The organism is Pseudomonas sp. JS425, assembly GCF_018223845.1.
Lineage (GTDB): Bacteria > Pseudomonadota > Gammaproteobacteria > Pseudomonadales > Pseudomonadaceae > Aquipseudomonas > Aquipseudomonas asiatica.
The window spans coordinates 3240590-3254730 of record NZ_CP073661.1 but is presented as its reverse complement, the minus strand read 5'-3'; the positions used below and the strand labels follow the sequence as shown (position 1 = coordinate 3254730).

Annotated in this window: 14 protein-coding genes and 1 pseudogene; 6 read left to right on the top strand and 9 right to left on the bottom strand. The window is 63.8% G+C overall.

Translation table 11 applies throughout. The annotated features are described in order from the left end of the window. Nucleotides 1–84 precede the first annotated feature (84 nt). A complete protein-coding gene (locus KDB76_RS15275; protein WP_038409647.1) occupies nt 85–549 on the top strand; it encodes a hypothetical protein in 465 nt (154 codons plus the stop codon). Beyond that, nucleotides 546–770 (top strand): metallothionein, encoded by a 225-nt coding sequence (locus KDB76_RS15270; RefSeq protein WP_023661123.1) that lies wholly within the window; start codon nt 546–548, stop codon nt 768–770. The genes KDB76_RS15275 and KDB76_RS15270 overlap by 4 nt, the downstream gene beginning before the upstream one ends. A 193-nt stretch (nt 771–963) precedes the next feature. Here the strand turns inward: KDB76_RS15270 and KDB76_RS15265 are convergent, their stop codons facing one another. The 5 genes from KDB76_RS15265 to KDB76_RS15245 are packed head-to-tail and all read right to left on the bottom strand — an operon-like array spanning nt 964 to nt 5272. Further along, a complete protein-coding gene (locus KDB76_RS15265) occupies nt 964–1392 on the bottom strand; it encodes a hypothetical protein (protein ID WP_023661124.1) in 429 nt (142 codons plus the stop codon). Between the two features lie 34 nt (nt 1393–1426). After that, entirely contained in the window at nt 1427–2374 is a 948-nt protein-coding gene (locus tag KDB76_RS15260; protein WP_013972628.1) for a lysylphosphatidylglycerol synthase domain-containing protein, read from the bottom strand. Continuing rightward, complete coding sequence (gene clsB / locus KDB76_RS15255; protein WP_024087136.1) at nt 2374–3576, bottom strand: cardiolipin synthase ClsB; 1203 nt, start codon at nt 3574–3576, stop codon at nt 2374–2376. The genes KDB76_RS15260 and clsB overlap by 1 nt, the downstream gene beginning before the upstream one ends. Next, entirely contained in the window at nt 3573–4358 is a 786-nt protein-coding gene (locus KDB76_RS15250; RefSeq protein WP_024087135.1) for an endonuclease/exonuclease/phosphatase family protein, read from the bottom strand. Before KDB76_RS15250 ends, clsB begins: the two co-directional genes overlap by 4 nt. Next, nucleotides 4355–5272 carry a DUF72 domain-containing protein gene (locus KDB76_RS15245; RefSeq protein WP_024087134.1) on the bottom strand — a complete coding sequence of 306 codons (918 nt, stop codon included), beginning with the start codon at nt 5270–5272 and terminating at the stop codon, nt 4355–4357. The genes KDB76_RS15250 and KDB76_RS15245 overlap by 4 nt, the downstream gene beginning before the upstream one ends. 165 nt (nt 5273–5437) lie before the next feature. On the opposite strand from KDB76_RS15245, the gene KDB76_RS15240 reads away from it, so the two are divergent. Next, the gene (locus KDB76_RS15240) at nt 5438–5812 is read left to right on the top strand and encodes a low affinity iron permease family protein (RefSeq protein ID WP_003259456.1); all 375 of its coding nucleotides are present in this window, start codon (nt 5438–5440) and stop codon (nt 5810–5812) included. Nucleotides 5813–5834: 22 nt separating this feature from the next. Beyond that, nucleotides 5835–6386 carry an ATP-dependent Clp protease proteolytic subunit gene (locus KDB76_RS15235; RefSeq protein WP_038409646.1) on the top strand — a complete coding sequence of 184 codons (552 nt, stop codon included), beginning with the start codon at nt 5835–5837 and terminating at the stop codon, nt 6384–6386. Nucleotides 6387–6512: 126 nt separating this feature from the next. Here the strand turns inward: KDB76_RS15235 and KDB76_RS15230 are convergent. Next, nucleotides 6513–6782: pseudogene (locus KDB76_RS15230) on the bottom strand (NUDIX domain-containing protein); the annotation flags it as partial. Beyond that, nucleotides 6783–10565 (bottom strand): CheR family methyltransferase, encoded by a 3783-nt coding sequence (locus KDB76_RS15225; protein ID WP_038409645.1) that lies wholly within the window; start codon nt 10563–10565, stop codon nt 6783–6785. 279 nt (nt 10566–10844) lie between these two features. Between KDB76_RS15225 and KDB76_RS15220 the strand changes: the two genes are divergently transcribed. Both KDB76_RS15220 and KDB76_RS15215 read left to right on the top strand, forming a co-directional pair. Further along, complete coding sequence (locus tag KDB76_RS15220) at nt 10845–11054, top strand: general stress protein (protein WP_038409644.1); 210 nt, start codon at nt 10845–10847, stop codon at nt 11052–11054. A 167-nt stretch (nt 11055–11221) separates the two neighbouring features. Further along, nucleotides 11222–11479 (top strand): DUF6555 family protein, encoded by a 258-nt coding sequence (locus tag KDB76_RS15215; RefSeq protein ID WP_038409643.1) that lies wholly within the window; start codon nt 11222–11224, stop codon nt 11477–11479. Between the two features lie 255 nt (nt 11480–11734). Here the strand turns inward: KDB76_RS15215 and KDB76_RS15210 are convergent, their stop codons facing one another. After that, on the bottom strand, nt 11735–11905 hold the full coding sequence (locus KDB76_RS15210) for a hypothetical protein (protein WP_158491229.1): 171 nt from the start codon (nt 11903–11905) through the stop codon (nt 11735–11737). Between the two features lie 156 nt (nt 11906–12061). Continuing rightward, nucleotides 12062–14113, bottom strand: a complete 2052-nt coding sequence (gene paaZ / locus KDB76_RS15205) for a phenylacetic acid degradation bifunctional protein PaaZ (protein WP_038409642.1) — start codon at nt 14111–14113, stop codon at nt 12062–12064. Nucleotides 14114–14141 lie beyond the last annotated feature (28 nt).

Here is a 14141-nt window from a genome sequence, read left to right as displayed (position 1 = left end):
GCCCGGGCGGTAGTTCAAAAAAACTCTGAATCTTCAAACAGCAAGTGCAGTCGACCGAATGAAGCCACCTGACGGAGAACGCACATGGCCCGAACAGATAAACCGAAGCCCTATACCCCCACTGAAATCGACGACACCGAAGACCGCATGGGCAGCGTGCATGAACTGGACTTCGACGAGCGCCTGGACGAGCGCGAGGGGCGTGCGGGTGACGAGCGACCGGCCGCGGACGTGGCCCGCGAGTTCCCGCCCCGGCGCGTGGCCGAAAGCGGCATGACTGGCGGCGAGGCGTTGAGCGACAGCCTGCACGAGGACAACGTCACCTACGACGACCTGAGCCCGGACACCTTGCTGGACGAGACCGGTGCCCGTGACCCGCACGAACCCGGTGGCAGCGGTGGCCCTGCAGACAAGACCCTTAGGCGGGTAGAGGCCAATGAGATTGGCGGCGGCATAGGCCTGGACGAAGCCGAACTGGCCCGCTCCGCACCGCTTGATGGCGAACCGTGGACCGATGATGTGATCGATGACGAGGAGAGCAAGCCATGAACGAGTTGCGTTGTGCCTGTGCAGATTGTTCCTGCACCGTGGATGCCAATGCCTTGCGGCTCGAAGGCAAGGTGTATTGCTGCGAGGCCTGTGCCAACGGGCATCGCAATGGCGAGCCGTGCCGGATGCCGGATTGCCACTGCGGGGAAAAAACCAAGGAAAGCGCCGTGGACAATGCGCTGGACGAGACCTTCCCGGCGAGTGACCCGATTTCGCCCTGAAACATCGCCGTCCCATAGGTTCTGCATAGGTCTATAGGGCTGTGATGATCCTGTGGGAGCGGCCTTGTGTCGCGAAAGGGCCGCAAAGCGGCCCCGGCAATTTTCCGTGCGAAGCTGAAATCCTGGGGCCGCGCTGCGGCCCTTTCGCGACGCAAGGCCGCTCCCACAAAAAGCAGCGCGCGAGCCTGCAGAATCAGTGAGTCTGCCAGATGCCGTTGCTACGCTCGCAATCGGTGCGGGCCTGGCCCAGGCTGGGAGTGTCGTAGTAGTAGGTGATCACCCGCGCATCCTTGGGCAACGACGGCTTGTCACCGCCAGTTGCCTTGGGGTTGGCCAATGCCTCCTGGGTCAATGGCGCGATGCAACTGCCAACGCTGCCATCGGCACAGCGCGCGACCTTGTGCTTTTCGCTGTTGAGCATGTCCTTGCTCTCATTGCTGCACGACCAGTTGATCGCTTCGGCGGGTAGGTTGCTGTAGCTGTAGCAGCTGTGTCGCTCCACCGGCGTTACCGCCTCGCTGGAGGAGCGAGTGAGTACGTTGCAGGCTTCGGCCAGGGCCTGGCCGCTGAGCAGGCTGGCCATCATCAGTATCAACATCGGCTTCAAGACAGCGCCACGCATTTGCCACCTCCCGGGCCAATGGCCCTTGTCAGGTCTAGGCAGGCTTGTCGCGCCGGCGCATGGCCTTGGCGCGTTTCTCGAGGATCAGGTAGACAAGCACCGCCAGCAACAGCGGCACCAGGTAGTACAGCGTGCGGTAGCCCAGCAGGGCCGCCACCAGCGTGCCCTGGGCAAGCTGCCCATGCAGCAGGGCCAGGAACACCGTTTCCAGCACACCCAGCCCGGCCGGGATATGCGCAACCACACCAGCAACGCAGCTGATCAGCAGGATGCCAAGAATCGACGGGTAAAAGGCTTCGCCAGGCAGCAACCAGAAGATCAGCAGCGCCATCAGCGCCCAGTTGCTGGCACCCAGTACCACCTGGCACAGCGCCAGGCGCAGCGACGGCAGCGTTACCTCATGGTCGCGCCAGCGCCAGGTGCGCTTTTTGGCGAAGCCACAGGCCAGCAGGTAGCCAGCGGCAATCGCCAGCAACACCACGCCGATCAGTTGCAGGCCGCTGGCACCGACCGCCCAGTTGGCGGGCAGCTCGACCAGGCGCAAGGCGAACACGGTGCCAGCCAGCAGCATGTAGCCCATCCAGTTGGTCAGCAGGCCCAGGGTGAGGATGCGGGTGATGGTAGCCGTGTCCAGGCCCAGGCGGCTGTACAGCCGGTAGCGCAAGGCAACGCCACCCACCCAGGTGGTGAAGTTGAGGTTGAAGGCATAGCACACGAAAGCCACTGGCAAAACCTGGCGTGCCGGCAGGTGGTGGCCGGTGTAGGCTCGGGCCAGCAGGTCGTAGCTGGCGAACGTCAGGTAACTGCACCCGGCCAGCGCCAGGCCTATGGCCAGAGTGCCGGGCTTGTAGGCCAGCAACGACTGGCGCACCTCGTTCCAGTCCAGGTTGCGCGCCAGCAGGTACAATAGCGCAGGGATCAGGATCAGGAATGCCAGGGTGAACAGCCGCTTGCCCCAGGTTTGCCAGTTCTTACGCGCCATCAGGTTTGGCCCTCGTGGTAGTCACCCTGTGCCTCGGCCTCCGGCTGCACCGAGCGCAGGTGCTGGCGGTGCGCCGGGAACCAGCCGGCAATCCGCGGGAAATGGCGGATCACGTGGAAGCACACGAATATCAACGGCGCCCGCCACCAGTATCCGCGAACCATGCGTTCCAGGGTGACCGGCTTGCATTGTTCGTGGGCCAGCTGCTGCAGGTGCTGGTTGAGCTGCTGGTTGAAGGCACGGTCACGGATGAACAGGTTCGCTTCCAGGTTGAACGACAGGCTGAGCGGGTCCAGGTTGCTGGAGCCGACCGTGGCCCACTCATCGTCCACCAGCGCCACCTTGCCGTGCAGCGGCCGCTGGCAATACTCGTGAATGGCCACACCATCGCGCAGCAGGTAGTTGTACAACAGCCGCGACAGCGCCCGCACCCAGCGCATGTCTGGCTGGCCCTGCAGGATCAGCCGCACCTCCACGCCACGCCGGGACGCATTGCGCAGTTCACGCATCAACCGGTAGCCCGGGAAGAAATACGCGTTGGCCACCACGATGCGCTGCCGGGCGCTGCGAAACGCCTGCAGGTAGTGGGCTTCGATATCGGTGCTGCGCACCCCGTTGTCGCGCTCGATCAGCACGGCGCTGCAGGTACCGGCAGGCTCGGTCAGCGGCCGTACCGCGCTGGGCGGCTGCAGCACCGGCGACATCAAGCGCTTGCTGGCGGCATGCACCTGCGCCACCACCGGGCCGGCGACTTCCACGGCATAGTCCTGCTTGGCCATGGCACCAAAGTCGCCCAGGTGGTCGGCGCTGTAGTTGATGCCGCCAATGAAGGCCCGCTCGCCATCGACCACCACGATCTTGCGGTGCAGGCGCCGGAACAGGTTGGTGCGCATGCCCACCAGCCTTGGCTGAGGGTCGAAGGCATGGAAACTGACCCCGGCATCGGTCATGGCCGCAATGAAGGAGTCGGGCAGGTCGGCCGTGCCATAGCCATCCACGGCCACTTCGACACGTACGCCGCGTTGGGCGGCATCGATCAGCACCTGCTGCAATTGCTGGCCAACCTTGTCATCGAAAATGATGAAGGTCTCCAGCAGGATTTCCTCCCGCGCCTGGGCCATGGCCTCGAACACGCGGGGGTAGTATTGCTCGCCATTGATCAGCAACTGCACGCTGTTGCCGTCTACCCAGGGTCGGTTCACAGTTTGATCTCCGCAGCCAGAGGGGCGTGGTCGGAAAGGTGCGACCACGGGTACTTGGACAGCACCTGGGCCGTGCCGGGCATGGCATTGCGCAGGTAGATGCGGTCCAGGCGCAACAGCGGCAGACGCGCCGGAAAACTGCGCGCCGGGGTGCCGAAATGTTCGCCGAAGGCCTCTACCAGGTGTTCGCTCAGCACGGCATCGGCCTTCAGCCGCCAATCGTTGAAATCGCCGGCGATGATTACCGGCGCCTTGGGCGGCAGGCTGTCGAGCAAGTCCAGCAGCAGCTTTACCTGGCGTTGCCGGTGGGCCTCGCGCAGGCCGAGGTGCACGCACACCGCATGCACCTGGTCATGGCCCGGCACCTCCAGCTGGCAATGCAGCAGCCCGCGCTGCTCGTTGCCCTGCACCGAGACATCCAGGTTGTCGAAGCGGCTGATGGGGAATTTCGACAGCAGCGCATTGCCGTGGTCCCCATGGGGGTACACCGCATTGCGGCCGTAGGCGAACTGCGGCCACATGCTGTCGGCCAGGAACTCGTACTGTGGCGTATCCGGCCAGGCCGGGTGGCGCAGGGCATGTTGCTGGTGGCTGCCGTGCACCTCCTGCAGGAACACCAGGTCGGCGCCGGTGGCGCGCACGGCTTCGCGCAACTCGGGCAGGATGAAGCGCCGATTGAAGAAGGTGAAGCCCTTGTGCACGTTCAACGTCAGCACATTCAGCCGACGCACGGCGGTGATCTTGTCGATGATGCCGTGCGGGGCAGGCAGGGTCCTGTTCACAGGGTCACCTCCGGCACCACGCCAGGCTCGGTCATCAGTTCATGGTCAAGCGACAGCTTCTGCAACAGGCGCCGGGCGTCATAAGGCGCATGGACTTTCTGGTCGTTGTCGAAATAGCAGTAGACGTCCCGGGCAGCGCGCCGTGGTGGCGGCCCAGGTACCACCAGCTGGGCATCGTCGGCCTGGCGGCCCTGGCTCCAGTGCTGGATGCGCTGCTTCCAGCGCCGCAGCGCCTGGGCGGTATAGCCACTGCTGTACAGCTCGACATCGCCATGCAGGCGCATGTACACGAAGTCGGCGGTAAGGTCTTCGACATACGGCCATTTCCCGGCGCTGTCGGCCACGACCAGCGCTACCCGGTGCTTGCGCAGCAGCTTGATGAAGGCTTCGCACAAAAAGCTTTCGTTGCGGATCTCCACAGCGTGGCGCAGCCGAGCGTTGCCCTTGATATCGGTGCTGCCGTTGTTCCGCAGTTGTTGCGCACACCCCTGCGCGCATTCGCGGGCAGCCTTGCGACTGTGCGGCAACAGTTCGAGAAAACGGGCGAAGCGGGCCTCGTCGAACTTCATGTTGGGTGGAAACTGCCACAGGAATGGCCCGAGCTTCTTGCCGAGTAGCAGCGGCCCGGAAGCGAAAAAATTGGCCACTGCTTCTTCGATGTCCTTGAGCCGGCGTACATGGGTGATGTAGCGCGGGGCTTTTACCGCGAACACGAAGCCGGGCGGCGTCTGGTCATGCCAGCCCTGGTAGCGTTCGGGTGTTTGCAGGCTGTAGAACGAGCCGTTGATTTCAATGCTGTTGACCGCCCGCGAAGCGAACGCCAGTTCGTCGTCCTGGGGTAGGCCCTTCGGGTAAAAATCCTTGCGCCACGGGCCGTAGCGCCAACCGGAGATGCCGATGCGGATATCGCTCACGCTGCCTTCCTCATTGCCAGTCCTTGTTCGGTCACTCTGAAGGTGCGACTGGTGAACAGCGGCCAGGGTTCAGCACGGTTGACCAACGGAAAAGGCTGATGCGGCGTGGAACTTTGCGGCCCGCGGCGTTTCCACCGCATACCTGCTACGAGGAAGGGCACCAGGATGAAATTCGACCGTTTCGCCCAATGGCTGGCCAATTGGGCCGGCCGCCCGCTGACCTTCGGCATCGCCTGCCTGCTGATCCTGATCTGGGCAGTGACCGGGCCGCTGTTCGGCTTCAACGACACCTGGCAACTGGTGATCAACACCTCGACCACCATCATCACCTTCCTCATGGTGTTCCTGATCCAGAACACCCAGAACCGCGACAACGACGAACTGCACATCAAGATCGATGAGCTGTTGCGCACCACCCAAAAGGCGCACAAGGCGCTGCTGGACCTTGAAGACATGGATCCGGCCGAGCTGCATGCCCTGCGCAAGCAATACCGGCAGATGGCCGGGCAGGGTGACGATGCGCATTCAACCAAGGAATGACCTGCCAACCCTGGAGGCAAGCATGGCCAGACATATCGTCCACTTCACCGGGCCTATCAATTCATCCACCTGCGGCAACCTGATCAACACCTGTTCGCGGGCGTTGCAGCAGGGCGCCGACGTCCTGCAACTGAACATCGCCACCATGGGCGGCGAGTGCAGCTACGGGTTTACCTTGTACAACTTTCTGCGGGCGTTACCGGTCGAGGTGCTTACCCACAACCTGGGCACGGTGGAATCCATGGGCAACATCATCTTCCTGGCCGGGGAACGGCGCACGGCATGCAGTTACAGCAAGTTCCTGTTTCATCCTTTCCACTGGACCTTGCATGGCTCGGTCGACCACTCACGCATGGCTGAATATGCGATGAGCCTGGATTATGACCTGCGGCTGTACGCGCAAATCGTCGCCGAGCGGACCGAAGGGGCGGACGAGGTGCTGGATGTACCACGGTATCTGATGGCCTACCCGCGGATACTCGGGCCCCGGGAGGCATTGGCGAACGGGATGATCCATGCCATAGACGAGATGCCGATCGAGGCGGAGGCTTGTCAGTGGAGTGTGCATGCCTAGCTGATACCTGTGCCGGCCTCGTCGCGGGCATGCCCGCTCCCACAGGTTCAGCACATGCTTCAGAAGCGGTGAAGTACTTGTGGGAGCGGGCAAGCCCGCGAAAGGGCCGGCACAGGAGAAAAAGGTCTACCTCACTGACGCTGCCATTGCCCGGTCACACGCCAGCAACGAGCGGATCAGCAGCTTGATCTCGTCCTTGAGCATGGGCACCTGGTCCGGGTGGGCGAACCGGCAATCAGCAATTTCACGCAGGGCCTTGGGATGTGGGGCGTCGGCGAACTCCGCTTCGAACACATAATGCATGCGCTCTGCCGCTTCGTGGCGCATCAGCAGGGTCAGCGATTCTGCCTGCAACCCGGTTTCCTCAAGCAAATCACGCTCCGCTGCCTGCAACGGTCAGTAAGGCACCGAACCGCTGAGGGCCTCGATCGCCTCGACCAGCTCGTCATAGCCCACCGGTTTGTTCAGGTGCCGGTCAAAGCCGGACTGGCGTGACTTGTACTGGTCGGCGCTGGCGCCATAGCCGGTCAGGGCGATGGCCGGGGTATGGCGAAGGTGCACGTAGCCACGCAGGGCCTTGATCAGCGCATGGCCGTCCATCACCGGCATGCCGATATCGGACAGGATGATGTCGTACTCCTCACCCGCAGCGGCGTCCAGGGCCTCACGTGGCTTGCTGAAGGCATTGACAGTGGCGCTCTCCATTTCCAGCAGCTCCTGCATTACCGCCAGCACTTCTACGGAATCGTCCACCAGCAACACGCGAATTCCATTAAGGCGGCCCTCGCTCAGTAGCTCCGAGCCTTGCTCACGCTGCGGGAGTTGCGTATCGCAAAGTGGCAGGGTGACCTCAAAGGTGCAGCCCAGGCCAAGCCCCGGTGACTTGGCGCGTACGCTACCGCCATGGGCCTCGACCAGTTGCCGTACCAGCGACAGGCCGATGCCCAGGCCCTCGCGGCTGTGGCTGGCCTGTTGCGGCGTAGCCTGGCTGAACAGGTCGAAGATGTGCTCGAGGCTGTCGTGGCTCAGGCCTACGCCATGGTCGATCACCTGCAACCGCGCGTGGTTTTCGTCGTGGCTCAGCACCAGGCGTATCTCATTGCCCGCCGGGCTGAACTTCAGCGCGTTGTTGAGCAGGTTCCAGATGATCTGCTCCAGGCGGGTAACGTCACCTTCGATCATCACCGGCAGGGTGTCGGCGGGCAGCTCCAGGCGAACCGGGCAGGGGTGTTGCTCGCTCACCACCACATCATGGATGCCCTGCAGGAGGGCGAGCAGATCCACAGGTTGGGTCTTGAGCTTAAGCTTGCCGGTCCGAATGCGCGCCACATCCAGCAGGTCGTCGATGATCCGCGCCTGGCTGGTTACCGCGTCGCAAATGGTACCCACGGCCTTGCTCGCTGCACTGATGTTGCGCAGCGACGGCAGGCGGCGCAGGATTTCGGCATTGAGCTGGATCAGGTTGAGCGGGTGCTTGAGCTCATGGGACATGACGGCGAAGAACTCGTCCTTCATGTGGTTGTTGCTCTGCGTCTCGGCCAACTGCTTGCTCAGGCGCTCTTCGCCCAGGCGCACGCGCTCCTCGGCGGCATGGCTGCTGCTGATGTCGATGAAGGTCAGCACCGTGCCGTCGATTTTCTGCTCGCTGGAGCGGTAGGGCAGCAGGCGCGCCAGGTACCAGTGATCGCCCTGGCCGCCGATTTCACGCTCGATGATGGCCTCGCCCTGGGCCACGGCGCGGGCATCGTCGGCCAGCGCCGGGTAATCCAGGCGGTGGGTGATGTCGAGCAGGGAACGGCCGGTATCGACCGGCAGCATATTGAACAGGTCGGTGGCGCGCGGGGTGAACCAGCGGATATGCAGGTTGCGGTCGACGAACACCGTGGCGATCTCGGTGCAGGCGATCAGGTTGCTGAGGTAGTCGTTGACCTTGTCGGTTTCCTCGACCTTGTTCTTCAGCTCGTAGTTGACCGTGAGCAGTTCCTCGTTGATCGACTGCAGCTCTTCCTTGCTGGTTTCCAGTTCTTCGCTGGCCGACCGCAACTCCTCGTTGATGGCCTGCATCTCTTCGTTGGAAGCCGTCAGCTCCTCGCTGGAGACCTCTGACTGCTCGATGGTTTCCTGCAGTTGCAGGCGAGTGCGCTGCAGTTCGCGTTCGAGGTTGTGCAGCACCATGCTGTCGGTCTGGCGGATGACGCCGGGCAACGGCAGGGATGGGTCGGGCGCGCGTTCCTCGAACACCACCAGCAGGCAATCGCTGGCGCTGAGGTCGTCCTTGTACGGCTGCACGGTGATCTCCACCTGCAGTTTGCCCATGGTTTCCGCCAGGTCGACAGGGCGCGAGGTCACCGCCTCGGTCCCCTGACGCGCCTGGAACAAGGTGCTGCGCAGGGCCAGGCGCAGGGGCGGCAGCACCAGGCTGAGCAGGCTGCGGCTCGGTTCGCCACCGGCCAGTTGCAGGAAACGCCCTGCGCCTTCGCTCATGTGCAGGATATTGCCGTCGATATCGACGATCAGGCTGGGCGGCATGCGGCGCGCCAGAGCGCGGTAGTGCAGGTCGGCGAAGGATGGCTTGCGCCCCGGCTTGGCCTTGGCCAGCGTTTCCAGTGGCATGCTGGCGGCAGATGTGCCGGCCAGCTGACGGCCGGAACGGCGGCCGGTATTGCTGGCATCGAGTGCGCGGAAAATGCGGTTGCGTTTGTCCACCGGGGCGAACAGTTCACTGGCCATGTCGGCCGACTCGGACGACCCGAGGAACAGGTAGCCACCCGGGCGCAGAGCGAAGTGGAACATCTGCAGGATGTCACGCTGCACCTCGCGGTCCAGGTAGATCAGCAGGTTGCGGCAGACAATCAGGTCGATCTGCGAGAACGGTGGGTCCGACAGCAGGTTGTGCCGTGCGAACAGCACCTTTTCGCGAACCTCTTTGCGCACCCGGTAATGCTGGTCTTCCTTGAGGAAGAACTGGCGCAGCCGGCTGGGCGGCACGTCGGTGACGATCGCCTCGGGGTATGAGCCACTGCGGGCGATGCCGATGGCGCGTTCGTCCAGGTCGGTGGCGAACACCTGTACCTTGTGCGAGCGCTGCTCCAGTGCCAGCTGCTCGCAAACCAGCATGGCGAGGCTGTACGCCTCTTCGCCGGTGGAGCAGCCGGCCGACCACACGCGTATCTCGTCCGCGCCCTCGGCCGGGTCGCGTTCGCAGACCAGCTGTGGCAACACATGGCGCTCCAGGGCTTCGAACGCTTCGCGGTCGCGGAAGAAATTGGTCACGCCGATCAGCATGTCGGCCAGCAAGGCCCTGGATTCCGCGGGGTACTGTTCCAGGTAATGCAGGTAGGCCGCCAGGTCTGCCTGGCCGGTCACATGCAGGCGGCGCTCGATGCGTCGCAGTACCGTGGCGCGCTTGTAGTGCTGGAAGTCGTGGCCGGTATTGCTGCGCAACTGCAGCAGGATCTCTTCGAGCATCGGCTCGCTGGCCTGGGCATCGCCGACTCGGGTGCCCAAGGCCGGAGGCAGGGTATCGTCCTCGATTTCCGGGAGCCTGACCTGGCGGGCATTGCGCCACAGCTCCAGCAGCTTCTGCGGGATTTCTGCCGCCGGCAGCACCAGGTCGACCATGCCGGTCTCGATTGCGGCACGGGGCATGCTGTCGTACTGGGCGTCGTCCGGTGTCTGCGCCAGGGTCACACCGCCTTGCTCCTTGATCCGCGATAGGCCCACGGCGCCATCGGCACCGGTACCGGACAACACCACGCAGAAGGCGTGGTCCTTGTGCACATCAGCCAGGTCACGGAAGAACAGGTCGATGGCCACGTGGTCGCCACGGCGCCGGTTGGCCGGGGTCACCCGCAGGTAGCCGTCGTTGGTGGACAGGCGATTGGCCGGTGAAATCACGTAGATATGGTTGCGCTCGATGGGCACCGGTTCGGTCACCTGGCGCACCGGCATTTGCGTGGTGTCCTGGATGATGCGGTCGGCGACGCTCTGGTGGTCGGGGGACAGGTGCAGGACCACGACGAAGGCCATGCCGCAATCGCTGGGCATTTGCCGGAACAGCGTACAGATCGCTTCCAGGCCGCCTGCCGATGCACCGATGCCCACCACCGGAAAATCCAGGTGGCTGGGGCTGAGTGCCGGGTTCTGGGGCGAGGCAGGTTGCTTGGGGGACGACTTCATGGACGGAGCCTTGTGCAGACCGGAACGTTCCGCCCTTAGCAGCATCATCGGGCGTGTGTGTGGCGGGATTATAGGCCGTCGCCATGTTATTGAGACCTCTGCTTGCGAAGGAAAGTGCGACCCGCCTGCTTCCGTCACGCAAACCTTTTGCCGGCCCATGTTTGGTGCCACTGGTCAGTTGCCGGCAAAACCATTGAGCAGACTGCGTGATTGGCGGCTCGGAACCAAGGCATGGCGAACATCCATGCGAGCAGCCAATCCATCGCAAGGAGATACCACATGGAGCAGGATCAAGAACGAACCAGCCAGCGCGGCGGCACCAAGGAAACCAACCCTGGCAATTTTGCCAATGACCGGGAACGGGCCTCCCGTGCGGGGCACAAGGGTGGGCAGGCTTCTGGCGGCAACTTCGCCAACGACCGCCAACGCGCATCGGAGGCCGGTCGCAAGGGCGGCCAGAACAGCCACGGCGGGGGCCGCCAACAGTGAGTTGAATGCTTCTGGGCACCCGGTACCCGCAGTGCCGGGTACCGGCCACCTCCTGTGTACCGAGGCTGCAATGGCCTTTGGTACCTGTTGCTCGACATTTTTTTGAATCTTCTGGCCGTACCCCGATCAATCAGGGTGTCATCCATGGAGAAGAGGAGGCCCCTGCGATGCCTGGCCCACAGCTATACATCATCGATTACCAACTGCATGGCAAGCCGCGCAGTTTCATCATCCGTCTGGAGACGCTGGACAACGCCGAGGCCTGGCATTGGGCAAGTTGTGATGCGGGCATCGGCATCATTCCGAAGTTCGGGCGCGAAAAAATCAGGAAAGTCAGCAGGCCGATGGCCGAGCGCTACGGGATTACCGCGGTGAGTTGGCGGGTATCCGGCAGCAAGCCGAACCAGTCTGCGGCGACAATGTGATTCCCCGACTGCACAATCCGTGCGGGAACAAATGTCCTGCTCAAATTCTAAAAGTTGGCACGATCCTCTGTGGGAGCGGCTTTAGCCGCGAACACCGGCGCAGCCGGTGCCATGCACCGCGTTGGATTCTTCGCGGCTAAAGCCGCTCCCACAGGGTACGAGGATCGCTTGCGAATTCAGTTATCTGTGCGAAAGCGCGGCCCAAAGGGCTGGGCAATCTCCCACAGGGGATCGCGCAGACCGTCTGCATGACGGTCAGGCACCGGACTCGGGGTCGCTGGCCGGTACGCCCGGGCGGTTTTCTTCGTCTTCAGTCACATTGGGCTCGGCATCCGGGTCATCTGACCGGTCATTGCTCCGGTCCGGCTCGAGCTCCGGCCAGTCATCCTGTGCGCTGCCGCCACCCATCGCAGTTAACTCTTTCATCTCGCAACCCTCGCTCTCGATGAAAAAAAGGCCCGCGATCAGGCGGGCCCAATACAGGAGTGAGAGGCGAAGCCATTGACCACCCCTCATTGAATGAGAGCGGCAACAGCCAGGGGAGGTCGGTTGGATATCCACCGCCCCTGACCAACGGCACTGTCAGGGCTGTTTCAGCACCAGGGTGAGAATGTCGTAGCTGGCGACCAGCTCGCCCAGCTGGTTGGTCACCTCCACATCCCACGCCACCACGCCCTGGGGCTGGCCCAACGGGCTGGTCTTGCCCTGGTCGATCTTGCGCTTGCAGGTCAGGCGCGCCTGGATGGTGTCGCCGATGCCCACCGGGTTGATGAAGCGCAGGGTATCCAGGCCGTAGTTGGCCAGTACCGGGCCTGCACCCGGGGAGACGAACAGCCCGGCCGCTGCCGACAACACGAAATAGCCGTGGGCGATGCGCTTGCCGAACTGCGATTCCTTGGCGGCGATCTCGTCGAAGTGCATGTAGAAATGGTCACCCGACAGGCAACCGAAGTTGACCAGGTCGGCTTCGGTCACGGTGCGCCGGTGGGTGAGCAGCGACTCGCCGATGCGCAACTGCTCGAAATAGCGGCGGAACGGGTGTACTTCGGTTTCGATCACTTCGCCACCGCGCACGTATTCGCCGGTTACCGCCGTCAGCATGCTCGGCGAACCCTGTACTGCGGCACGCTGCAGGTAATGCTTGACGGCACGCAGGCCACCCAGCTCTTCACCACCACCAGCGCGGCCCGGGCCGCCGTGCTTAAGTTGCGGCAATGGCGAGCCATGCCCGGTGGATTCCTTGGCCGCCTCGCTGTCGAGTACCAGCAGGCGGCCGTGCCAGGCGGCAGCCACTGGAATGGCCTTGGCTGCCACGCTGCGGTCGGCGGTGACCAGGGTCGCCACCAGGCTGCCTTTGCCCCGCGCGGCCAGCGCCAGGGCTTCATCGAGGTCGTCATAGGCCATCAGCGTGCTGACCGGGCCGAACGCTTCGATATCGTGGGCACCGCCTTCGGCATGCGGGTCACGGGCCTGCAGCAGGGTCGGGGCAAAGAACGCGCCCTCGGCCACGCCCTCGCCACGCGGCGCAAAGCCATCGCTGGCACCGAACAGCTGGTCGCAGCTCTGCAGCAGGCTGCGCACTCGGTCGGCCACATCGTGCTGCTGGTCGTGGGAGGCCAGGGCGCCCATGCGCACGCCTTCCAGCGACGGGTCACCGACAACCACCTTGGCCAGCCGCTCGCGCAGGCGCGTGGCAACCGCGTCGATGTGTTTGGCCGGTACGATGGCGCGGCGGATGGCGGTGCACTTCTGCCCGGCCTTGGTGGTCATTTCGCGGACCACCTCCTTGATATACAGGTCGAACTCTTCGCTGTCCGGGGTCACGCCCGGGCCGAGGATGGCGCAGTTGAGCGAATCGGCTTCGGCGGTGAACGGCACCGAGTTGCGCACCAGGTTCGGCGTGACGCGCAACTTGGCGGCGGTGTCGGCGGAGCCGGTGAAGGTCACCACGTCCTGGCCTTGCAGGCGGTCGAGCAGGTCGCCGGTGCTGCCGATCACCAGTTGCAGGCTGCCTTCGGGCAACAGCCCGGATGCATTCATCAGCCGCACCACGGCCTCGGTCAGGTAGCTGGTCGAGGTCGCCGGCTTGACGATGCACGGCATGCCGGCCAGGAAGGTCGGCGCGAACTTCTCCAGCATGCCCCAGATGGGGAAGTTGAAGGCGTTGATGTGCACCGCCACGCCGGCGCGCGGCACCAGGATGTGGCTGCCGGCGAAATGGCCTTGCTTGCCCAGCGGGATGGCCGGGCCTTCGTGCACCAGATTGCCCGACGGCAGCTCACGGCTGCCGATGCCCGCATAGGAGAACAGCGTGGCGTTGCCGCCTTCGATGTCGATCCAGCTGTCGGCACGGGTGGCGCCGCTGTGGTGGGACAGGGCGTAGAGCTGCTCCTTGCGCTCGGCCAGATACAGGGCCAGTGCCTTCAGGCGGGCAGCGCGTTGCTGGAAGTCCATGGCCATCAGCGTGGCCAGGCCACGGGTGCGGGCAAAGTCCACGGCTTCGGCGAAGTCCGGGCGCTCTTCGTGGCTGTAGGCCAGGACGTGGCCATCCAGGGCGCTACGCAGGGCCTGGGCGCCGTGCTGGCCAAGCCAGCGGCCGGCGATGAAGCTTTGCAGGGTAGGGGCGGCAGACATGCTGTTCTCCAATGTAGAGGGGGGCGCT